General features: G+C 54.8%; 24 protein-coding genes and 2 tRNA genes. 14 read left to right on the top strand and 12 right to left on the bottom strand.

What is annotated here, in order from left to right; genetic code table 11:
- Positions 1-37: 37 nt before the first annotated feature.
- Positions 38-385 (bottom strand): monothiol glutaredoxin 4, encoded by a 348-nt coding sequence (gene grxD, locus HV340_RS09595; RefSeq protein WP_003832760.1) that lies wholly within the window; start codon positions 383-385, stop codon positions 38-40.
- 339 nt (positions 386-724) lie between these two features.
- Between grxD and HV340_RS09590 the strand changes: the two genes are divergently transcribed.
- Complete coding sequence (locus HV340_RS09590; protein ID WP_181216487.1) at positions 725-1,498, top strand: C40 family peptidase; 774 nt, start codon at positions 725-727, stop codon at positions 1,496-1,498.
- Between the two features lie 122 nt (positions 1,499-1,620).
- On the top strand, positions 1,621-2,202 hold the full coding sequence (sodB, locus tag HV340_RS09585) for a superoxide dismutase [Fe] (RefSeq protein ID WP_020884341.1): 582 nt from the start codon (positions 1,621-1,623) through the stop codon (positions 2,200-2,202).
- Positions 2,203-2,240: 38 nt separating this feature from the next.
- Here the strand turns inward: sodB and HV340_RS09580 are convergent, their stop codons facing one another.
- Together HV340_RS09580 and HV340_RS09575 are read right to left on the bottom strand one after the other, a co-directional pair.
- Positions 2,241-3,407, bottom strand: a complete 1,167-nt coding sequence (locus HV340_RS09580) for an MFS transporter (RefSeq protein ID WP_059306779.1) — start codon at positions 3,405-3,407, stop codon at positions 2,241-2,243.
- A gap of 163 nt (positions 3,408-3,570) precedes the next feature.
- On the bottom strand, positions 3,571-3,660 hold the full coding sequence (locus HV340_RS09575; RefSeq protein ID WP_032670423.1) for a YnhF family membrane protein: 90 nt from the start codon (positions 3,658-3,660) through the stop codon (positions 3,571-3,573).
- Positions 3,661-3,957: 297 nt separating this feature from the next.
- On the opposite strand from HV340_RS09575, the gene purR reads away from it, so the two are divergent.
- Positions 3,958-4,983, top strand: coding sequence for an HTH-type transcriptional repressor PurR (gene purR, locus HV340_RS09570; RefSeq protein ID WP_014169769.1), 1,026 nt, complete (start codon positions 3,958-3,960; stop codon positions 4,981-4,983).
- A 16-nt stretch (positions 4,984-4,999) separates the two neighbouring features.
- On the opposite strand, the gene punR is transcribed toward purR, so the two are convergent.
- Positions 5,000-5,911, bottom strand: a complete 912-nt coding sequence (punR, locus tag HV340_RS09565) for a DNA-binding transcriptional activator PunR (protein WP_044857172.1) — start codon at positions 5,909-5,911, stop codon at positions 5,000-5,002.
- A gap of 115 nt (positions 5,912-6,026) precedes the next feature.
- Between punR and punC the strand changes: the two genes are divergently transcribed.
- Complete coding sequence (gene punC, locus HV340_RS09560; RefSeq protein ID WP_014169767.1) at positions 6,027-7,226, top strand: purine nucleoside transporter PunC; 1,200 nt, start codon at positions 6,027-6,029, stop codon at positions 7,224-7,226.
- A gap of 299 nt (positions 7,227-7,525) precedes the next feature.
- Positions 7,526-8,674, top strand: a complete 1,149-nt coding sequence (gene cfa, locus HV340_RS09555; RefSeq protein ID WP_014169766.1) for a cyclopropane fatty acyl phospholipid synthase — start codon at positions 7,526-7,528, stop codon at positions 8,672-8,674.
- A 28-nt stretch (positions 8,675-8,702) separates the two neighbouring features.
- On the opposite strand, the gene HV340_RS09550 is transcribed toward cfa, so the two are convergent.
- On the bottom strand, positions 8,703-9,344 hold the full coding sequence (locus tag HV340_RS09550; RefSeq protein WP_020884345.1) for a riboflavin synthase: 642 nt from the start codon (positions 9,342-9,344) through the stop codon (positions 8,703-8,705).
- A gap of 225 nt (positions 9,345-9,569) precedes the next feature.
- Between HV340_RS09550 and mdtK the strand changes: the two genes are divergently transcribed.
- From mdtK to HV340_RS09530, 4 genes are all read left to right on the top strand, one after another.
- Entirely contained in the window at positions 9,570-10,943 is a 1,374-nt protein-coding gene (gene mdtK / locus HV340_RS09545) for an MdtK family multidrug efflux MATE transporter (protein ID WP_059306778.1), read from the top strand.
- Between the two features lie 153 nt (positions 10,944-11,096).
- Positions 11,097-11,173, top strand: a tRNA-Val gene (locus HV340_RS09540).
- Positions 11,174-11,177: 4 nt separating this feature from the next.
- Positions 11,178-11,254: transfer RNA gene (locus tag HV340_RS09535), tRNA-Val, on the top strand.
- 118 nt (positions 11,255-11,372) lie between these two features.
- On the top strand, positions 11,373-12,968 hold the full coding sequence (locus HV340_RS09530) for an FAD-NAD(P)-binding protein (RefSeq protein ID WP_032681167.1): 1,596 nt from the start codon (positions 11,373-11,375) through the stop codon (positions 12,966-12,968).
- A gap of 28 nt (positions 12,969-12,996) precedes the next feature.
- Here the strand turns inward: HV340_RS09530 and HV340_RS09525 are convergent, their stop codons facing one another.
- Together HV340_RS09525 and HV340_RS09520 are read right to left on the bottom strand one after the other, a co-directional pair.
- A complete protein-coding gene (locus HV340_RS09525) occupies positions 12,997-13,632 on the bottom strand; it encodes a carbonic anhydrase (RefSeq protein ID WP_014169762.1) in 636 nt (211 codons plus the stop codon).
- A 72-nt stretch (positions 13,633-13,704) separates the two neighbouring features.
- On the bottom strand, positions 13,705-14,487 hold the full coding sequence (locus tag HV340_RS09520; RefSeq protein ID WP_086463348.1) for an MBL fold metallo-hydrolase: 783 nt from the start codon (positions 14,485-14,487) through the stop codon (positions 13,705-13,707).
- 125 nt (positions 14,488-14,612) lie between these two features.
- Between HV340_RS09520 and HV340_RS09515 the strand changes: the two genes are divergently transcribed.
- Complete coding sequence (locus HV340_RS09515; RefSeq protein WP_020884349.1) at positions 14,613-14,753, top strand: hypothetical protein; 141 nt, start codon at positions 14,613-14,615, stop codon at positions 14,751-14,753.
- 35 nt (positions 14,754-14,788) lie between these two features.
- Here HV340_RS09515 and HV340_RS09510 read toward each other — a convergent pair whose 3' ends face one another.
- The 4 genes from HV340_RS09510 to HV340_RS09495 all read right to left on the bottom strand — a co-directional run bounded on the left by HV340_RS09510 (position 14,789) and on the right by HV340_RS09495 (position 17,562).
- Positions 14,789-15,268 carry a heme-binding protein gene (locus HV340_RS09510; protein WP_020884350.1) on the bottom strand — a complete coding sequence of 160 codons (480 nt, stop codon included), beginning with the start codon at positions 15,266-15,268 and terminating at the stop codon, positions 14,789-14,791.
- 89 nt (positions 15,269-15,357) lie between these two features.
- Positions 15,358-15,969 carry a LuxR C-terminal-related transcriptional regulator gene (locus HV340_RS09505; protein WP_086463347.1) on the bottom strand — a complete coding sequence of 204 codons (612 nt, stop codon included), beginning with the start codon at positions 15,967-15,969 and terminating at the stop codon, positions 15,358-15,360.
- Positions 15,962-17,287 carry a HAMP domain-containing sensor histidine kinase gene (locus tag HV340_RS09500; protein WP_181216486.1) on the bottom strand — a complete coding sequence of 442 codons (1,326 nt, stop codon included), beginning with the start codon at positions 17,285-17,287 and terminating at the stop codon, positions 15,962-15,964. The genes HV340_RS09505 and HV340_RS09500 overlap by 8 nt, the downstream gene beginning before the upstream one ends.
- 107 nt (positions 17,288-17,394) lie before the next feature.
- Positions 17,395-17,562, bottom strand: a complete 168-nt coding sequence (locus tag HV340_RS09495; protein WP_014169756.1) for a hypothetical protein — start codon at positions 17,560-17,562, stop codon at positions 17,395-17,397.
- Positions 17,563-17,806: 244 nt separating this feature from the next.
- Between HV340_RS09495 and HV340_RS09490 the strand changes: the two genes are divergently transcribed.
- From HV340_RS09490 to HV340_RS09475, 4 genes are read left to right on the top strand one after another with little or no spacing between them, the layout of a single operon-like run.
- On the top strand, positions 17,807-18,637 hold the full coding sequence (locus tag HV340_RS09490; RefSeq protein WP_020884352.1) for an ABC transporter substrate-binding protein: 831 nt from the start codon (positions 17,807-17,809) through the stop codon (positions 18,635-18,637).
- Between the two features lies 1 nt (position 18,638).
- On the top strand, positions 18,639-19,454 hold the full coding sequence (locus HV340_RS09485; RefSeq protein ID WP_063925049.1) for an amino acid ABC transporter ATP-binding protein: 816 nt from the start codon (positions 18,639-18,641) through the stop codon (positions 19,452-19,454).
- Complete coding sequence (locus tag HV340_RS09480; protein ID WP_032681174.1) at positions 19,454-20,200, top strand: amino acid ABC transporter permease; 747 nt, start codon at positions 19,454-19,456, stop codon at positions 20,198-20,200. Before HV340_RS09485 ends, HV340_RS09480 begins: the two co-directional genes overlap by 1 nt.
- Positions 20,184-20,870, top strand: coding sequence for an ABC transporter permease subunit (locus tag HV340_RS09475; protein ID WP_181216485.1), 687 nt, complete (start codon positions 20,184-20,186; stop codon positions 20,868-20,870). The genes HV340_RS09480 and HV340_RS09475 overlap by 17 nt, the downstream gene beginning before the upstream one ends.
- Here HV340_RS09475 and fumD read toward each other — a convergent pair.
- Entirely contained in the window at positions 20,851-21,060 is a 210-nt protein-coding gene (gene fumD / locus HV340_RS09470) for a fumarate hydratase FumD (RefSeq protein WP_014831602.1), read from the bottom strand. The two genes, HV340_RS09475 and fumD, sit on opposite strands and share 20 nt — an antisense overlap.
- Positions 21,061-21,143: the final 83 nt, after the last annotated feature.

Raw genomic sequence — 21,143 nt, 5'->3', positions numbered from 1 at the left:
GACCTCATGAGGTCGCTTTTTTGTCTTCGCAGATAACTTACTCCGCGTCTGGCTCTTCCGTTTTGTACTTCGCAGCCGTTTCTTTGATCAGCTGCTGCAGTTCACCGCGCTGATACATTTCGATCAGGATATCGCAACCGCCGACCAGCTCACCGTCTACCCACAGCTGTGGGAACGTCGGCCAGTTAGCGTATTTAGGCAGCTCAGCGCGGATGTCCGGGTTCTGCAGGATATCAACGTAAGCAAAACGCTCACCACAGGCAGACAGCGCCTGAACCGCTTGCGCGGAGAAGCCACAGCTTGGCAGCTTCGGAGAACCTTTCATATACAGCAGAATCGGGTTTTCAGCGATCTGGCGCTGGATTTTTTCAATAGTGGTGCTCATGTCTTGCTTCCTTTAACTTCTGTTACGGCATTCGTCTGTCATTGTAGCGGTTCAGACTGCCATCGGAAAATAACATTTTTGTCACGTCTTTCTTATTTTACCGCGAGTGATGAAAAGTTGCATTGCAAATGGTGTTTAACCCTGCGGCACTCAGGGTTTTGTTTAGGGAGTGAACAATAGTGCGACAGATTGATGAATTTTTTTGCACTTGCTAACGAAACAGGATTGTAGATTGAAAAATGCTATTAACTTATCGGGTTTTTATAGATTAGAATCGACAGGCTTTGTAAATCATTCGCGGGTATTATTGATGACCTGCATTTATCAGGGGACTGCCCAGTGGCGCGGATAAATAAAATCTCGATCACGCTCTGTGCTTTACTGTTTACAACACTCACTTTCACGCCAGTGGCGAACGCCTCTCAACAGGTGCGGCACTCTGCTGTACAAAAAACGCATCTGGCCAAAACCACAGACCGTAAGAAAAAAACCACCAGCAAGAACGACAAGAAAAAGACCACCACCCAGACTAAAAAGACCGCCTCCAGCAAGACGAAAACAAAACCTTCCCGCACTGCCCACCCAACCAAAAGCAAAGCCTCGCAAACTGCAGCTAATCTCGTGACGGAAAAATGCATCCCCCGCAAAGGTCATAAAGCGAAATGTACGAAGGTCACGAAAATAGCGGAAGTGCATAAGGTTCGCGTGCAGAAAGCACAAAAAACGGCGTTGAACAAACTGATGGGGCAGATCGGTAAACCCTATCGCTGGGGCGGCAGCTCACCACGTACCGGTTTCGACTGCAGCGGCCTCGTCTATTACGCCTATAAAGATCTGGTGAAGTTCCGAATTCCACGTACCGCCAATGAGATGTATCACCTGCGCGACGCGTCACCGGTCAACCGCGGTGAACTGGAGAATGGCGATCTCGTCTTCTTCCGCACTCAGGGGCGCGGCACGGCTGACCACGTTGGCGTATATGTAGGCAACGGGAAATTTATCCAGTCCCCACGTAGCGGCCAGGACATCCAGATAACCTCTCTCAGTGAAGACTACTGGGTACGTCACTATGTCGGCGCACGCCGCGTGATGACGCCAAAAACCATTCGCTAACCCCTGCCCTGCCACAGCCGTGGCAGGGTAAGTTCCTCTTTTGCATACCCTTTCAATTTGCTATTCTGTCCCTGTTGTCTGTGTGGTTATTGGCAACATAAAAAACAATAAGGAGAGAAGCAATGTCGTTCGAATTACCTGCACTACCATATGCAAAAGACGCCCTGGCCCCGCACATTTCTGCGGAAACCCTGGAGTATCACTACGGCAAACATCACCAGACGTACGTCACCAATCTGAACAACCTGATCAAGGGCACCGATTTTGAAGGCAAAACGCTGGAAGAGATCGTCCGCAGTTCAGAGGGCGGTGTCTTTAACAATGCCGCTCAGGTGTGGAACCACACCTTCTACTGGCACTGCCTGGCACCGAATGCAGGCGGCGAACCTACGGGTGAACTGGCTGGCGCGATTAACGCGGCATTTGGCAGCTTTGCTGATTTTAAAGCGAAGTTTACGGATGCTGCAGTCAAGAACTTCGGTTCTGGCTGGACGTGGCTGGTGAAAGACGCGGATGGCAAACTGGCTATCGTTTCCACCTCGAACGCGGGTACGCCACTGACCACCAGCGCAACGCCGCTGATGACCGTGGACGTCTGGGAACACGCTTACTACATTGATTACCGTAACGCGCGTCCGAACTACCTGGAGCACTTCTGGGCACTGGTTAACTGGGCGTTTGTGGCGAAGAACTTCGCCGCGTAAGAGACACGCAGAAGGGGTTGCCCTTCTGCGTTTTTTCATTATTCAGCAGCGCACGCTGCGTCCGGCTGTTTACGGCCAGACATCATCACTAACAGCAGGCCGAGCGCGGCAATTATCGCCCCCATCACCGGCACAAAGCTGTATCCCAGGCCACCAGAAATGACGGCTCCACCGGTAGCGGCACCGAGCGCATTGCCAAGGTTAAACGCGCCAATATTGACCGACGACGAGAGACCCGGCGCCTCATGAGCAACGCGCATCACGCGCATCTGCAGCGGCGGAACCACGGCAAAGGTCGCAGCCCCCCAGACAACCATCGCCATCGCCGCCCCGACTTCATTACGCGCCAGCCATGGAATGGCGATCATGATGACAATCAGCAGCGTTAAAAAGCCTTTCAGCGTCCCGCTCACGGAACGATCGGCGAATTTTCCGCCGAGATAGTTGCCTATAGAGAACCCGACACCAATCAGCACCAGCATCGCGGTCACAAAGAGAGGCGTCGCGTGGGTGATATCGTGCAACACCGGTGAAATATAGGTGTACAGGGTAAACATGGCGCCCGCCCCCAGTACGGTGGTCAACAGCGCGGAGAGCACCTGCGGGCGCATCAGTACCGACAGCTCTTTGCGGACGTCAGGACGTTCACCAGCGCTGCCTTTCGGCAAGGAGAAGTACAACGCCACCATGGCGATAACACCCAGCACGGCCGTCGCCAGGAACGACATGCGCCAGCCGATCGCCTCACCCAGCCAGGTTGCGGCAGGTACACCGCCAATGTTGGCAATCGTCAGACCCATAAACATGGTTGCCACGGCACTCGCCTGCTTGTGTTTTGGCACCACGCTTGCAGCCACAACCGATCCCAGCCCAAAGAACGCGCCGTGGTTAAGACTGGTCAGAATGCGGGACAACATCAGGGTGGTGTAATCCGGAGCAATGGCGGAGAGCACGTTGCCCAGCGTAAATATCGCCATCAGGAAAATCAGCGCATTGCGGCGCGCGCGGTGTGAAAGCAGAAGCGTCATGAGCGGTGCCCCCACCATCACGCCAATGGCGTAGGCGCTGATGAGCATCCCGGCCGCCGGGATAGAAACATCCACGCCCCGGGCGATAACAGGCAGTAACCCCATCGGGGAGAATTCAGTGGTGCCAATCCCAAAAGCGCCAATCGCCAGGGCAAGCAGGGGAAAATTGATTTTCATGCGTCAACTCCGGATGCCGTGTCATGTCGTGACACAGAACAAAGAAGCCGAAAGCATGACATCAATCACAAAAAATGAGAAGTTAACAAATTGGCAAAAGATTTTTGCCGCAGGCGTAACAATCAGGAAAACTGAGAGGGAGAGAGCTCTCCCTCCGTGTAAATCAATGCAATGCAGCCGTCAGACCCGCCGCAACAATCAGAGCCAGTACAATAACGGTGGTCACCAGCGAAAACTTCAGATCGTAGCTCATCAATTTTTCTCCTTTTAATCTCCCCACGAAAAGTGAGCCTGCTCATTTTTACACAGTTTAGTTCAAAAATCTTCCTAGATTTAAACTGATAACCACTTTAGCTCTTCCCCTTTTCATCAAGATAGGACAAAATTCCACGCTAAATTTATTAGCGTACCGGCCATTGACCCCCTCCTGACGTCCTGTGTCGTTTTCCCGGCGTGCCGCAATTCAAGATTGCGTGATAAGGGTGAGAGAAGGCAAACGTTTACCTTCAAGTTTTTCAGGAGTTTAGGATATGGTCTGGAGTGACATTTAATGGCAACAATTAAAGACGTAGCAAAACGCGCAAACGTTTCCACTACAACCGTATCACATGTAATTAACAAAACCCGCTTTGTGGCGGAAGAGACGCGCAACGCCGTCTGGGCGGCAATCAAAGAATTACACTATTCACCGAGTGCGGTGGCGCGCAGCCTCAAAGTTAATCACACCAAATCCATTGGTTTGCTGGCAACCAGCAGTGAAGCGGCCTATTTTGCCGAGATCATTGAAGCGGTCGAGAAAAACTGCTTCCAGAAAGGCTATACCCTGATTCTGGGCAACGCGTGGAACAGCATTGAAAAACAGCGCGCTTATCTCTCCATGATGGCGCAAAAGCGTGTGGATGGCCTGCTGGTGATGTGTTCAGAGTATCCGGAGTCCGTGCTTTCCATGCTGGAAGAGTACCGCCATATTCCTATGGTGGTCATGGACTGGGGCGAAGCACGTGCAGACTTCACCGACTCCGTCATCGATAACGCGTTTGAAGGCGGCTATATGGCAGGCCGTTATCTGATTGAACGCGGTCACCGCGAGATTGGTGTGATCCCGGGTCCACTGGAGCGCAACACCGGTGCCGGACGTCTGGCCGGGTTTATGAAAGCAATGGAAGAGGCGCTGATTACCGTGCCGGAAAACTGGATCGTGCAGGGTGACTTTGAACCGGAATCCGGTTACCGCGCGATGCAGCAGATTGTCTCCCAGTCGCATCGCCCGACAGCCGTTTTCTGTGGCGGTGACATTATGGCGATGGGTGCTCTCTGTGCCGCCGATGAACTGGGTCTGCGCGTGCCGCAGGACATTTCCGTGATCGGGTATGACAACGTGCGCAACGCGCGCTTCTTTACCCCGGCGCTGACCACCATCCACCAGCCAAAAGACTCGCTGGGTGAAACGGCCTTCAATATGCTGATGGACAGGATCGTCAACAAGCGTGAAGAGTCTCAGTCTATTGAAGTTCACCCGCGTCTTATCGAACGCCGTTCCGTTGCGGATGGCCCGTTCCGCGACTATCGTCGTTAATCTTTTACGGGGCCAGTTATACTGGCTCCCGTAGCCATTCCCGGTTAAGCGTCTCACTGTCTCCCAGGTAATCCAGCAGCCAGGCCATTGCGGGCGACACATCATTTTGTTGCCAGGTGAGGCAACAGGCCGCATCCGGAAAAGGATTTTCCAGCGTCAGTTCAACCCATTCACCGGTGTCGATTCGGGGCCGTGCAAAATGGCCAGGGACCATGGCAACGCACAGCCCTGCGCTGAGGCATGTTGCTGAGGATTCCCAGTCCGGCGCAACCACCCGTCGCTGGTTATCCAGCAGCCAGGTAATGCGTTTGGGCAACGAACGCGAGGTATCTTCCAGCACCAGCGAGGGCCAGTTACGGAGCGTTTCGTCGCTGAGCGGCCCGTCCATGGCCGCCAGCGGATGATCGCTTGCCACCACACATTTCCAGCTGAGCATGCCCATGTCGCGAAAGGCAAAGCGTCCCCCAACCGGGATCGCCTGCGTGGCACCGATCGCCATCTCTGCCCTGCCATCCGCCAGCGCATCCCAGACGCCGTTAAACACTTCCTGGGATACCCGCAATTCGACATCCGAGAAATGGCGATAGAAATCGACAATCATTTGCCGGGTACGTTCCGGTTTTACGATGTTATCCACGGCAATGGAAAGATGTCCTCGCCAGCCGTTAGCGATCTGCTGACACTGTTCGCGGGTGATCTGCATTTTTTTGATAACAGAACGCCCTTCTTTCAAAAACCATGCCCCGGCGGGCGTTAATTCCACATCACGGTGACGCCGTTCAAACAGCGGAACGGCCAGCCATTCCTCAAGCTGACGCACCGTATAGCTGATTGCTGAGGGGACGCGGTGTAACTCCTGCGCTGCACCGCTAAAGCTGCCGTTGCGCGCAACAGCATCGACCACTTCAAGAGAATAATCTGACCACATTTTCTGCCTGCAAAAATTTTGAATGCACTCGCCAAATATTAGCGTTTCACAAGCTGCTTTGCACTCCCTACACTCTGCGCAAACATAGACCTGCCTCCCTCAGGAGAAAAAAACAATGCAACCCAGGAAAGGATTTTTAGTCTGGCTCGGTGGTTTAAGCGTGCTGGGCTTTTTAGCCACTGACATGTACCTGCCCGCCTTCGCCGCAATGCAGGAAGATTTACAGACCCCGGCGGCAGCCATCAGCGCCAGCCTGAGCTTATTCCTCGCGGGCTTTGCCTTCGCGCAGCTGCTCTGGGGGCCTCTCTCTGACCGCTTTGGCCGTAAACCGGTGCTGTTGCTGGGGCTGGCTATCTTTGCCGTCGGCTGTCTGGGAATGTTATGGGTACGCGATGCAACCTGGCTGCTGGTACTGCGCTTCGTGCAGGCCGTTGGCGTCTGTGCTGCCGCGGTGACCTGGCAGGCGCTGGTCACCGACTACTATCCGGCCAACCGGACAAACCGCATTTTCGCCACCATTATGCCGCTGGTAGGGCTTTCGCCTGCCCTCGCCCCGCTGCTCGGGAGTTGGATCCTGGCGCATTTCGACTGGCAGGCCATTTTCGCTACGCTGTTTGCCATCACGCTGGTCCTGATGATCCCGGCATTCACACTCAAAGCGGCACATAAGAAAGAGACGCCTGCTGACACAACACCGGTGACCTTTACCTCTCTGCTGAGCACCAAAGCGTACCGCGGTAATGTCCTGATTTATGCCGCCTGCTCGGCGAGTTTCTTCGCGTGGCTGACCGGTTCGCCGTTCATTCTTCACGATATGGGTTACAGCCCGGCCGCCATCGGTCTGAGCTATGTCCCGCAGACCATCGCGTTTCTGGTCGGGGGTTATGGCTGTCGCGCGGCGCTGCAAAAATGGGAAGGCCAGCAGATGCTGCCCTGGCTGCTGGTGCTCTACGCGCTGAGCGTGATCGCCACCTGGGCTGTGGGCTTTATCCCGGGCGCAGGTCTGGCAGAAATTCTGATTCCCTTCTGCGTGATGGCCGTGGCGAACGGTGCGATTTACCCTATCGTGGTAGCCCAGGCATTACGTCCGTTCCCACAGGCAACAGGCCGTGCGGCTGCGCTTCAGAATACCCTGCAGCTGGGTCTGTGCTTCCTGGCAAGCCTGGTTGTCTCTGCGCTGATTGCCACGCCGCTCCTGACCACCACCAGCGTCATGCTGGTTACGGTTGCACTGGCCCTTCTGGGATACCGTATGCAGTCAGCGGCACAACGTGAGCAGGATGACCGCGCAGAGGTGAAAACCTCGCATGCATAATCGCGCCAGAAATTATGTTAAATATCAGTGATTAGGTTGCTAAGAATTTTCTATTGAATCACCAAATTTTGAGGCCTATACTAAATTTGGTTCGATTAAATACGATAAATATTAAGTGTTAACGGGAGCCGGAGCGCTCCCGTTTTACCATGGAAGGCATTTCGGCAAGGGTTATCTCCCTTCCTCTGTTCTACGTCGGATACTAGCCTCACGGGGAAATACCGTGAGATTTCTCACAAACCATAAAAAGCGTCTACGCTGTTTGAAGGTTCTGATCACAGTAAGGTGATGGAGAAGCTATGAGTTCATCGTGTATAGAAGAAGTCAGCGTTCCGGACGATAACTGGTCCCGGATCGTCAGTGAACTGTTAGGTCGTGCAGGCATCACTATTAATGGATCTTCGCCATCCGATCCACAGGTTAAGCATCCCGACTTTTTTAAACGCGTATTGCGGGAGGGATCGTTAGGCCTGGGGGAAAGTTATATGGACGGCTGGTGGGAGTGTGAACGGCTGGATATGTTTTTCTCCAGCGTGTTACGCGCCGGTCTGGAAAACCAGCTCCCCCGCAATCTGAAAGATACGTTACGTGTCGCCTCCGCCCGGCTGTTTAATCTGCAAAGCAAAAAACGGGCGTGGATCGTCGGCAAGGAGCATTACGACCTCGGTAATGACCTGTTCAGCCGCATGCTCGATCCTTTCATGCAATATTCCTGCGCCTACTGGAAAGAGGCCTCAACCCTTGAAGAAGCACAGCAGGCTAAGCTGCGTCTGATTTGTGAAAAACTGCAGCTACAGCCGGGCATGCGTGTGCTGGATATCGGTTGTGGATGGGGTGGTCTGGCCTATTTTATGGCGAAGCATTATGGTGCCAGCGTGGTCGGTGTGACCATTTCAGCTGAACAGCAAAAAATGGCACGGGAGCGCTGCCAGGGCCTTGATGTGGATATTCGCCTTCAGGATTATCGCGACCTGAACGAGCAGTTTGATCGCATAGTCTCCGTCGGCATGTTCGAACACGTGGGGCCGAAAAACTATGACACCTACTTCAGCGTGGTGGACCGTAACTTGAAACCTGACGGCATCTTCCTGCTGCACACCATTGGTTCTAAGCGCACCGACAATAACGTCGATCCGTGGATCAACAAATACATCTTTCCGAATGGCTGTTTGCCGTCCGTTCGCCAGATTGCTAACGCCAGTGAACCTCATTTCATTATGGAAGACTGGCATAACTTTGGCGCGGATTATGACACCACGTTGATGGCATGGCATTCACGTTTCCAGGAAGCCTGGCCAGAAATTGCGGACAACTATTCTGAACGGTTTAAACGGATGTTCAGCTATTATCTCAATGCCTGCGCAGGCGCCTTTCGCGCGCGTGATATTCAACTTTGGCAGGTTGTTTTCAGCCGAGGGATAGAACACGGTTTGCGGGTCGCACGCTAAAAAAAACCCCGGATATCCGGGGTTCATTTTATTCTTCTTCTGCGGTCTTTATTATTGCGGCTTCTTTTGCCGCCAACAGCCGCTCAACGGTATCCACAACCGCCTGAGTCTGCGGATCGATTTCGATATTAACCCGATGCCCCAGTTTTTTCGCCCCCAGGGTTGTACGCTGGAGAGTTTCAGGAATTAAATGCACGCAGAAACGGGTCGGCGTCACTTCCCCAACCGTCAGGCTAATCCCATCAATACCAATAAATCCTTTATACAGGATGTATTTCATTAATGAAGGATCCTGCACTTTAAACCAGATTTGACGGTTATTTTCCGAGGTGACAATCTTCGCCACTTCCGCGGTGGTCATAATATGGCCTGACATCAGATGGCCGCCAATCTCATCGCTGAACCTGGCCGCACGCTCTACGTTTACGGTATCCCCCACCACCAGCTCGCCCAGGTTGGTGATGCGCAGCGTCTCTTTCATTAAATCAAAGCTAATCTGGTTACCGTTAATTTCGGTTACCGTCAGGCAACAGCCGTTATGTGCAATCGAGGCGCCAGTTTCAATGCCATCAAGCATATATTCCGGAAGCTCAACCACATGAGTTCGGAAATTAGGTTTTTCATCAATGGACACCACTTTGGCGGTGCCCTGCACAATACCAGTAAACATGCTTACAACTCCTGTTTTTTCCGGACGGTGGTGACACCGTTTAATCCCACCACAATAACAGTTGGAAAAACAGGTTGCCAGCGGAGCGCATTTTGTGGCGATTTTTTCACTAGATAAATAGCTAAACCCCGCTACAATAGCTGGCACCCCCCTGCATTTTCTTCTTGCTGCCAGTTACGGCGGCCTTTTTAGTCTCTCAAATAACTAGAATATAAAGGTGTTCACGTGCAGAAGTACATGAATGAAGCGCGCCAGTTATTGGCACTGGCTATACCAGTGATCATCGCGCAAGTGGCCCAGACCGCAATGGGATTTGTGGATACGGTAATGGCGGGTGGCTACAGCGCCACCGATATGGCCGCCGTGGCAATAGGCACCTCGATCTGGCTTCCGGCCATCCTGTTTGGCCACGGCCTGCTGCTCGCCCTCACCCCGGTTATCGCTCAGCTAAATGGCTCAGGGCGACGTGAACGTATTGCCCATCAGGTTCGACAGGGGTTCTGGCTGGCAGGGTTTGTCTCCGTGCTGATAATGGTTGTGCTGTGGAATGCCGGTCATATCATCCGCGCCATGCATAATATTGACCCGGCACTGGCTGAGAAAGCCGTCGGCTACCTGCGGGCCCTGCTGTGGGGTGCGCCTGGCTATCTGTTCTTCCAGGTCGCGCGTAACCAGTGTGAAGGTCTGGCGAAAACCAAGCCCGGAATGGTGATGGGCTTTATCGGCTTGCTGGTGAATATTCCGGTGAACTACATCTTCATCTATGGTCACTTCGGTATGCCGGAGCTCGGCGGCGTCGGCTGCGGCGTGGCGACGGCTGCCGTCTATTGGGTGATGTTCTTCAGTATGATCTCCTATGTGAAACGTGCCCGTTCAATGCGCGATATCCGCAATGAACGTTCGTTCAGCACGCCAGACTGGAACATCATGACGCGTCTGGTGCAGTTAGGCCTGCCGATTGCACTGGCGCTGTTCTTTGAAGTGACGCTGTTTGCCGTGGTCGCCCTGCTGGTTTCTCCGCTCGGCATTGTGAACGTAGCCGGTCACCAGATTGCGCTGAACTTCAGTTCCCTGATGTTCGTATTGCCGATGTCGCTGGCCGCAGCGGTGACCATTCGCGTGGGCTTTCGTCTGGGGCAAGGTTCGACGCTGGATGCGCAAACGGCGGCCCGCACGGGGCTTGGCGTCGGTGTCTGTATGGCCATCTGTACGGCACTGTTTACCATCACGCTGCGTGAGCAAATTGCCCTGCTTTACAACGACAACCCGGAAGTGGTGGCGCTGGCATCCCATCTGATGCTGCTTGCCGCGGTGTACCAGATCTCCGATTCCATACAGGTGATTGGCAGCGGCGTACTGCGTGGGTATAAAGATACGCGTTCGATCTTCTTTATCACCTTCATCGCTTACTGGGTGCTGGGTCTGCCGTGTGGTTATATCCTGGCGCTTACCGACCTGGTGGTTGACCGCATGGGGCCGGCAGGATTCTGGATGGGCTTTATCATCGGCTTAACCTCTGCGGCAATTATGATGATGCTGCGCATGCGCTTCCTGCAACGCCAGTCATCCTCGGTAATATTGCAACGCGCTGCACGTTAAATACGCAGTAGCCGCCAGCTGGCGGCTACTTTCTCTTCACTTTGCGCGGTAATAAAGCAATCGCGTGAAATCAGAGAGAAAAATGCATTTTCCCTCTTGCCTCAACGATGCTGTGCCGCTAATATTCGTCCCCGTTGTCACCGACAACACGTTGCGTTCATAGCTCAGTTGGTTAGAGCACCACCTTGACATGGTGGGGGTCGTTGGTTCGAGTCCAATTGAACGCACCATTCTGCGTCCGTAGCTCAGTTGGTTAGAGCACCACCTTGACATGGTGGGGGTCGGTGGTTCGAGTCCACTCGGACGCACCATTTCAGTCCTGAAATGGTGCAAATCCTCTTCTTAACCCCTGATTTTTCTTAATACCCCAATTTCATCATTATTCTCCTGCTACGCTTTTCTTATGGAAAAAAAACAGGAAGACTGTCGATGAAGAAAATCGCCATTATCGGCTCCGGCCCTACAGGGATTTACACCTTTTATTCTCTTCTTAAGAACGCGTCGCCGCTCTCTGTCTCCGTTTTTGAACAGGCAGACGAAGCTGGCGTGGGAATGCCCTACAACGACGACGATAACTCTCGCCTGATGCTGGCCAACATTGCCAGCATTGAGATCCCGCCCCTTTTTATGACCTACCTCGACTGGCTTAAGCGCCAGAGTGAAGCCCATCTGGCGCGCTTTAAGGTTGATAAAGCCGCCTTGCATGACAGACAGTTTTTGCCCCGTATTCTGCTGGGCGAGTATTTTCGCGACAGTTTCCAGACAATAGTCCAGGAAGCTAAGAGACGGGGATTTCAGGTTGAGATCCACACGTCTGCCACCGTCACCGATGTTGCCCCGTCCTCCTCCGGCGTGACGCTTTCGGTCAATGACACGCCGTTTCCGGAACGATTCGATCTCGCCGTGATCGCCACCGGGCATGTCTGGCCAGAAGAAGAGGAAGCCACGCGCGCGTATTTCCCAAGCCCGTGGTCAGGGTTGATGGATGCCCGCATCCGCCCCTGCCGCGTCGGTATTATGGGAACATCCTTAAGCGGGCTAGACGCGGCGATGGCCGTGGTCATGCAGCACGGTGAATTTCGCGACGGCACGTTCCTCCTCGATAAAGGAAGTGAAGCGTTAAAAATTGTACTCATGTCCAGGACCGGGATTCTGCCAGAGGCCGATTTTTACTGCCCTATTCCGTACGAACCGCTGTCGGTATTAACCGAATCGGTACTCGAAGCCGAAATCGCCAAAGGATCAGACGGTCTGCTTGACCGCATTTTCGCCCTGATGGTGAAAGAGCTTGAACTCGCCGACCCGGCCTGGTGTGAGAAAATATCGCTGCGCATGCAGACGGCGGACAGCCTTCGCGAAGCGTGGTTTGAGGATCGAAAACAGCACGGTCCGTTTACCTGGGCTGAAGAGAACCTGAATGAGGTCGAGCGGAACAAACGTGACCGGCGCACGGTGGCCTGGCGCTACACCGTGCTTCGGCTGCATGAAGTGGTTCAGGAGATGGTTCCTCATCTTACCGAGGAGGACGCTGAACGCTTTAAAAACGGGCTGGCACGCGTCTTTATCGACAACTATGCCGCCATTCCCCCGCAATCCATTCGCAGGCTTCTCGCGCTTCGTGAGGCCGGCATCATTAGCGTTGTGGCGCTGGGTGATGATTACACGCTGGATATTGGCAGCGCGCAGACGGTCATCACCACAAAAGAGACGACCTACCGTTTCGACGTCTTTATTGATGCCCGCGGGCAAAAGCCGCTTAAAACAAAAGATCTGCCCTTCCCGACGCTGCGCAAGCAGCTACAGGCGACGGGCGATGAGATCCCGGATATTGGCGAGGATTACACGTTAAAAGCGCCGGAAACGCTTCGCGGACGCATTGCATTTGGCGCAATCCCGTGGCTGATGCACGATCACCCTTTTGTTCAGGGACTGGCGGAATGTGCAGAGATAGCAGAGGCGATGGCAAAAGCCGCAGAGAAAACCGCATCGGGTTCAAGAAGGAAATTACCGTACAGTGATGACTGACAGGGCATCCGTGCCCTGCAACGCGGGATTACTCGAAGTAAACCTGCGGGTTATCGGATAAAGAGACGAAGGTTTTCGTCTCTTTATCCAGTGCAAGGATTTTGCCGCTTTCAATGTCATACACCCAGCCGTGAAGACGGATGGCGTTGTTGCGCAGGCCCACCGCCACTGACGGGTGAGTCTTAATGTTGCTCAGCTGCGCAAACACGTTTTCCTGCACCATCGCATTCACTTTATCGATTGGCTTATCCCAGGTTTTCTTCTCAACCACCGCTTTTGCCGCATCGGAATAGCGTAACCAGTGAGAAACCGCCGGCATAGGTTCGAGGTCCGCATTGTCGGCAATGGCTTTCATCGCCCCACAGTTGGAGTGGCCGCAGATAACAATATCGGTCACGCCCAGCGCGACAACCGCGTATTCAATCGTTGCGGAGACACCGCCTGGCTCAGGGCCGAACGGTGGCACGATGTTGCCAGCATTACGAATGACAAAGAGTTGTCCTGGCTCTTGCTGAGTGACCAGTTCTGGGACCAGACGGCTGTCAGAGCATGAGATGAACAGCGCTTTGGGATTCTGGCTGGACGCTAAACTGCGGAAGAGCTCTTTACGTTGCGGGAAAATCTCTTTTTGAAAGCTGAGAAAACCTTCAATGATATGTTGCATAGCAATTTCTCTTTTATCTGTTTTAGTTTAGGTATGATCGGGATCACACAAGTAAAGTTTACCCACCGGACTTTACTTCAGACAAGCAATATATTTCTGGCCCGACCGCTGCACAATCTCATCCGCATTCGCCAGGATATTTTGCCCTTCAAAAGCGCCGTACAGGCGAGCGAATTTTTTCCCCACCAGCCGCCTGGTCACGTCTTCGACGCTGCGGGCGGGCAACGGCAGCATATTCGGATAGCTCCACATAAACGAGACGGCATCTTTGCCCGGCGTGACCTGTAGAATATCGCCTGCCAGCAAGACACCATCACCCTCCTGCCAGTGCAGCACCGTTCCGCCAGCGAAATGTCCTCCGAGACGTAATAACGTTACCGCGGGGAAAATGTCCAGCGTATCGCCCTGCCAGAAGTGGAGCATCGGACTGTCGCGCATAACCCACTCGCGATCGTTCGCGTGCAGGTAAACCGGCGCATCGAAAGCCCCGGCCCACTCCTGCATCGTGGTGTAGTAGTGAGGATGTGAAATCGCGATCGCGCTGATGCCGCCGAGCGCCGTGATGATGGTTCTGGTTGCCGGGTCGAGATTCGCAATGCAATCCCAAAGGATATTGCCGTGGGGGGTACGCAGAAGCAGCGCGCGCTGGTTGATGGCAAAAGCGGGCACCGTTTTGATACTGAGCAGCTGCGGCTCAAGCTGCTGCCATTTATTGCTGTGTGTGGCCGTCACCGTCGCAAAATCACTCCACGCCTGGCCGCTGGCCGGAACATACTGGCGTTCATCCTCGCACACAGGGCATCGCGCCGGCGTTGCGTCATAAGAGGTACCGCAGGTTTTACACAGTGTAATCATGAGCTCTCCTCAGCGATAAAGCACTGAGTATGGCAGGGATTATCGTTATGTGCTGCGCGGTACATTGCCGGCTCTTTTTGCCCTATACTGTGCCAGTATCAAAAACCGAACAAAGCAGGTGCCATATGGAAATTGATCTCGAAAACTTGGTCTTTAACGGGCTGGATGAAGCTGAAGAGCGTAACGCGGAACGTCTCGACGACGCTGATAAAAAAGCGCAGTCGATTATCGCCGATGACGACTGCGGTGATGCCTGCAAGATCTGATGATAAAGCACCGGAAAACCCGGTGCTTTTTTATATTATTTCTTCAGCCCGTCAATCGCCGCCTGCGCGCACGCTTCATCCAGATGACCACCCGGCGCACCGCCGATCCCTATTGCGCCGATCACCTCATCCCCCTCTTTCACCGGCAGACCACCGGCCAGCAGCAGGAAGCCCGGAATATCACGCATGTTTTGTGCGCCGGCATTGCTCTGCGCGGCTTCCATAACCTTGCCTGACGCATTTTTTGCACTCAGCGCGGTATAGGCTTTCATTTCGCTGGCTTTTACCGTGTGTGGCCCGGCATTGTCGGTACGCTGCACCGCTTTGACCACACCGGCGCGGTCCACCACGGTTACCGTCACCTGGTAGTTTTTCGCTACGCAGGCCTGAATGGCGGAGGTCGCCAGCGCGTTGGCCTGCGCCAGGGAGAGATTTTTCTGGTTCAATGCGTCGGCCTGTGCCGTCAGGCTTACGCTACCGGCGACAAGCGCGGCTGCCATCATTACTTTTTTCATCGCACGTCCTCGAATGATTGAATACCGTTCGATCGTACTCAGACGCGCGATGAAGCGTAATTCGGTTGATTACGCAATTATCCTGGTAGTTATACGGATTGTAATTTGTCGTAATCGCGGATTGCCTGCACCAGGCTGGTCACGCCAAGCTTGGCGAACGCCGCGGCCCGGTGCGCTTCAACCGTTCTGGGCGAGAGGTTCAGCTGCAGGGCCACCTCTTTATTGCTGCATCCTTCCATCAGCACCGCCAGCACCTCGTGCTCACGCGCCGTCAGTTGTTCGAAACGCGCTTTAATCCGCGACGTTTCTTGCCAGCGGGTCAGTCGTCTCTGGCTCTCTTCGAAGGCGAGCCCTACCGTTTCAATGAGCTTATCGGCATCCAGCGGCTTGGTGAAAAACTCAAAGACGCCATTGCGAAAGGCGCGGCGGCAGGCATCAACGGTGCCGTGTCCGGTCATGACGATAACCGGCAGCAGCGGCCAGGGCCATTTGCCCTCCTCCAGCCAGGTCAGCCCGCCTTTTCCCGGCATGCGCATATCCAGCAGCAGACAGCCGACGAGCGCCGCGCGCCCACCGTGCGCTGACGTAAACGCGTCAATGCTTTCAAACCCATTGACCTGCCAGCCCATTCCCGAGAGTAAGAAGGCCAGCGACTCACGGATGGATTCATCGTCATCAATCAGCCAGACTGTGTTATCCACGCGTATTTACCTCTCCACTCGCCAGTTGTAACCGGACCTGCGCCCCGCCCTGGGGCGCATTGCCCAGCGTAATTGATCCGTTCATGCGCGTCATCAACGACTCCGTTAACGTCATTCCCAGCCCTATTCCCTCCTTCCGCCCGCTGTAAAACGGCATAAAGGCGTTCTGCAAAGCCTCCGGGCTAAAGCCAGGTCCGCCATCGGTGAGGGTGATATAAATCCAGTTTTCCCGTTTCTCGCTGGTTATTTTTACCCACCCTTGCGCGCACTCTTGCTGGGCCTGAATGGCATTACTGAGCAGATTATGCAGCACCTGTTCAAGCCAGAGTCGGTCTGCCAGAACCCGCGTGGCACCTGCCGCGAACGCATGGCTCACCGCGATATGCTCAGAGCGGCGTTCATGTTCCAGGAGATCGACCACCTGCTGCCAGCACGGTTTCAGGTCGATGTCGCGCAAGGTGACTTTTTCCTGAACCACATGTTCGCGAAAGCGGGTTAAGAGCGCGCTGATACGCTGGGTTTGTACCAGCGCGGCAGCCAGCGCCTGCGATACGGCCTGCGGATTCGCCTGCAGTTGTTGGCGCTGAGCACCCTGAATCCAGGTCTGAACGGCAGTCAGCGGCTGGTTTATCTCATGCACGATCCCAGCGGTGATCTCTCCCAGGGTGTTGAGCCTTGCATGCTGGTAATAGTGTGCGCGCTGTTCGGCGTGCTGGCGCTGCCGCCGTTGCCAGAGCAGCAGGCTGGCCGCGGCGATAAGCACTGCCCAGCCGAAGAACAGGAACGGATATACCCACCAGGAGACAGCCAGCCAGTGCGGCTTTGCCGTGGCAATAAGGGTAAAGGGTTGTGTGGGTTGCGTGAAGGTCCGCTGCCAGTGCCAGAAAGCCCCGGCAGGGAGCGCGTTATCTGCGTCATTGAAGCGAATGGCAAGTGCGTCAAAGGTATGTTGGGTGCTGAGCAGCGGCGCAAGATCGATAAGTACGCGGATCTGACGCCAGGGATTATACAGCCAGTACTGATAATCGCGGGTCGATTCCACACGGGCAGCGTTCAGCGCACGGCCTGAGGTTTTCTCAAGGGCGAGGATGTGCGGGAATTTTTTGCGCAGGGCCGCGAGGTCTTCCTCACCGTTGAGTAACGGCAAAACAGATTCATTTTGCGTCAGCACGGCGCTAAGGGTGGAATAGCGTGTCGAAAACTCACGATCGCGTACCCAGAACTGGCGGCGGATCTGTTCGGCATAAAGCAAAACGCCGCTGATGAGGCACGCCAGGAGCCAGACAATAACCGTGCGCCTGAAAAGAGTGTTATTCATTCCGTTAACGGGTCAGGAGATTCATCCTGCCGACATTAGCAGTTAACCGTTGTCAGAACAAAATTTCGCACAGCTCATTCCAGTACATTTCGCGCGTGCGGCGCAGTTCAGCGTGACGTTTTATCATGGAACCACTCCGGATCAATGTTGGCAACGTCCACGCCATACAGGCTGGCGACAGGCAGTACGGACTCAAGAACACGTTGCGCGCTGTTCTCCGCATTCGCTGGTCGGGTCGCAAAAAACCGCCGTAACGTGTTTATCCACTTTTTCATCGTCTTTCCCCCTTTCGCTTCACTTGCCCTAAGTTAAACACCCAACACCCGCACAGGGGAAATACCAAAATCCACTGTCGATGTGCAGGATTTGCAAATAGCCCTCCATTCTTTTACTCACCATTAACACCTTGTTCACTAATGCTTTTTTGCTAATAGCAAAGAACGATTTCTTATTTGGCGAGAGCTTTCGCTTATGGGAGCGTAACGGGGTAAAACAAAAACAACGGGATGAACAATCACTATGGCAGCAAACACGAAAGGGTTTAAAAAAAGGACACTGGTGCTGGGCTTACTGGCGGCAGGCGGTCTGTTCTCAATGCAGGTGCAGGCCGATCAACTGGCGGATATTAAAGCCGCAGGCGTGGTCAAAGTTGCCACCTTTGATGCCAATCCGCCGTTTGGCTCCATCGATGCAAAGACCCATGAGATTGTCGGCTACGACGTCGATTTCGCCAGAGCGCTTGCCAGTGCACTTGGCGTGAAGCTTGAACTGGTTGCCACCAACCCGGCTAACCGCATTCCCCTCCTGCAGTCCGGTAAGGCGGATTTGATTGTGGCAGATATCACCATTACCCCGGAACGGGCGCAGGTGGTTGATTTCTCCCTTCCCTATTTCGTGACCGGCCAGCAGTTCCTGGTACCGGTAAAAGCTGCCGATACGCTTGAGGCCTATAGCCGGGCGCGCATTGGCGCGGTAAAAGGCACAACGGGTGAACAGGCGCTGCACCAGCGTTTCCCGCACGCCCGCGTGCTCTCTTATGACGATATTCCGCTGGCGCTGACGGCCCTGCGCAACGGTAACGTGCAGGCTATCACTCAGGACAGTACGATTCTGGCCGGTCTGCTGGCGCAGGCGCCGGACAAGGCGAACTTTAAAATCCTGCCCGATCTGCTCAGCAAAGAAGAGATTGGCGTGGGGGTAAAAAAAGGCGAAACCGCTCTGCTGAAAGCCGTCAACGACGAGCTTGTTAACCTTGAGAAGAACGGTCAGGCGGCAAAAATCTATGACGTCTGGTTCGGTCCGGATACCCCCTCCCCACAGCCTCGTGCCTTTAAAATAGAAGCTCAGTAATATGCTCTCAGCGCTTTTTTCACACTCCGCGGCCGGTGCCGCGGATTTTTCACATCTGGAACACGCCAGCGTCGAGTTTCGCGATGTGCAGAAACATTACGGTAACCATCAGGTCTTAAAGGGCATTAACCTCACCATCACGCCAGGTGAAGTGGTGGCCATTCTCGGGCCTTCGGGTTCCGGTAAATCTACCCTGATCCGGCTTATCAATCAGCTTGAAACCCTGAGCGGTGGGGAGATCCTGATCGATAACAAACCCACCGGACGGCTCGCCGGTACCGCGCTGCGTCAGTTGCGCAGCCGCGTCGGGTTTGTGTTTCAGCAGTTCAATCTTTACGCCCATCTCACCGCCAGTCAAAACATCACTCTGGCGCTGGAGCATGTTCACGGCTGGAAGGCCCAGCCAGCTCAGGCGCGGGCGCTGGCACTGCTGGAAAAAGTGGGGATGCTGGAAAAAGCACACCATTTCCCTGCCGAACTTTCCGGCGGTCAGCAACAGCGCGTGGCGATTGCCCGCGCGCTGGCCTCTTCACCGCAAATCATTCTGTTCGATGAGCCAACCTCCGCGCTTGACCCGGAGATGATTGGCGAAGTGCTGTTCGTGATGAAGGCGCTTGCGCACAGCGGGATCACCATGATTGTGGTGACGCATGAGATGCAATTTGCCCGGGAAATTGCCGACCGGATTGTGTTTATCGACGCCGGGCACGTTCTTGAAACCGCGCCACCGGAGCAATTTTTCAGGCAACCGTCGCACCCACGCGCTCAGCGATTCCTGCAAAAAGTCCTGAACCCGCTGCATCAGGAGCATCTCTAATGCCCACACTTGACTGGCAGGGCGTGCTGACCGGACAGCCCCTGCAGTGGATCGTATCCGGATTTCTCACCACCCTGTGGGTGACGCTCGCGGGGATGCTGCTGGCAACCCTGCTCGCGCTGCTTTTTCTGCTTCTTCGCCTGACGGGTGGACGTGTCGGGAACGCGGTCGTCAGTAGCTGGGTGTCGCTGTTTCGCAATACACCGCTGCTGGTGCAACTGCTGTTCTGGTATTTCGCCGCCTGGAACGGGTTACCGCAGGCGTTCCGGGATGCCGTGAATGCGGATCACCGCTGGTCCGTTTTGCCCGGTGACGTCTGGTGGTTTACCCCCGAGTTTTTATGCTCTGCATGGGGGTTAGGCGTATTCACCTCGGCTTTCTTGATTGAGGAAGTGGCATCGGGACTACGTTCAGTCCCTGCCGGGCAACGGGAAGCGGCGCTCGCACAGGGATTTTCCGCGTGGCGCTTGTTTCGTTACATCCTTCTGCCGCAAGGGCTGGCCAACGCCTGGCAACCCGTTGTCGGGCAGTATCTCAATCTGATGAAACTCTCATCGCTCGCCAGCGGCATTGGCTTTGCCGAATTGACCTATCAGGTGAGACAGATTGAAAGCTACAACGCCCATGCGCTGGAGGCGTTTACCGTCGGCACCGTCCTGTACCTGCTTACCGGTATGCTGATGGGGGCGGTGCTGGTGCGCCTCGGCCCAATCTCAGGGAGGGGAAACCATGCTTGCCGGACTTAATGTCATTACCGATAACCTGGATTACCTGCTCTGGGGACGTGCGGCAGTTGGGGAGCCTGGCGGGGTCTTGCTCTCATTGCTGATGGCGCTGGGCGCGGCGGCTCTCGCCCTGCCCGGTGGAATTGCTCTCGCGTGCCTGGCCTGGCGTTTTACGGGGCTTGTGCGCAAGGCGCTCTTTGTATGGGCGGAATTAATTCGCGGGATCCCGCTAATCTTTGTGATTTTCTGGATGTGGTATCTGCTGCCGCTCATCACCGGCGGCGATCTCCCGGGGGCGCTCACCGTCACGCTGGCCCTGGCCTGGTTTACCGCGGCCTCGGTTATGCATTCAGTACTGGCCGGACTCAGCGCCTTACCGTCAGGGCAGTACGAGGCCGCCCTGTCTCAGGGTTTCAGTACCCGGCAAACGCTGTCGCGCGTGCTGCTGCCGCAGGCGATGCGCGATATTCTGCCGTCACTGGTGGGGATTTTTATCAGCCTGCTGAAGGATACGTCGCTGGCGTTTATTGTGAATGTCCCTGAGCTCACCACGGTGGCCGGCCAGGTGAACAACCGGGTGCAAATTTACCCGGCAGCCATTTTTATCTTTACGGGTGTGGTCTATTACCTGCTCTGCTGCTCCCTTGAGCAGCTTGCGAAACGCTGGCGCTTCAACCGGCCAGCGCTTTGACCACGGTTTCCATTGCCTGGGTGGTTAACTCGCTACGTTTTACGCGCTGGTTCGCCAGCGCCGTACGCAGCACCCCCGCAATGACAATATGCTTCGGCTCCTGCCCCAAATCACGCATCTCCAGAACGACCTTCCCGACCACCCGACACATCTCCTGATACAGCGCTTCGTCTTTGGTCACATTACCCATCGTCATCACTCCATTGCCCTAAACTCTCAGCTTAAATGATTCATCGCCCGGATACAAAAAAGAAGCCCGGCGAGAGTCCCGCC

The sequence above is a fragment of the Enterobacter sp. RHBSTW-00975 genome (assembly GCF_013615235.1).
Classification (GTDB): domain Bacteria; phylum Pseudomonadota; class Gammaproteobacteria; order Enterobacterales; family Enterobacteriaceae; genus Enterobacter; species Enterobacter ludwigii.
This window is presented reverse-complemented; position numbering and strand designations above follow the sequence as displayed.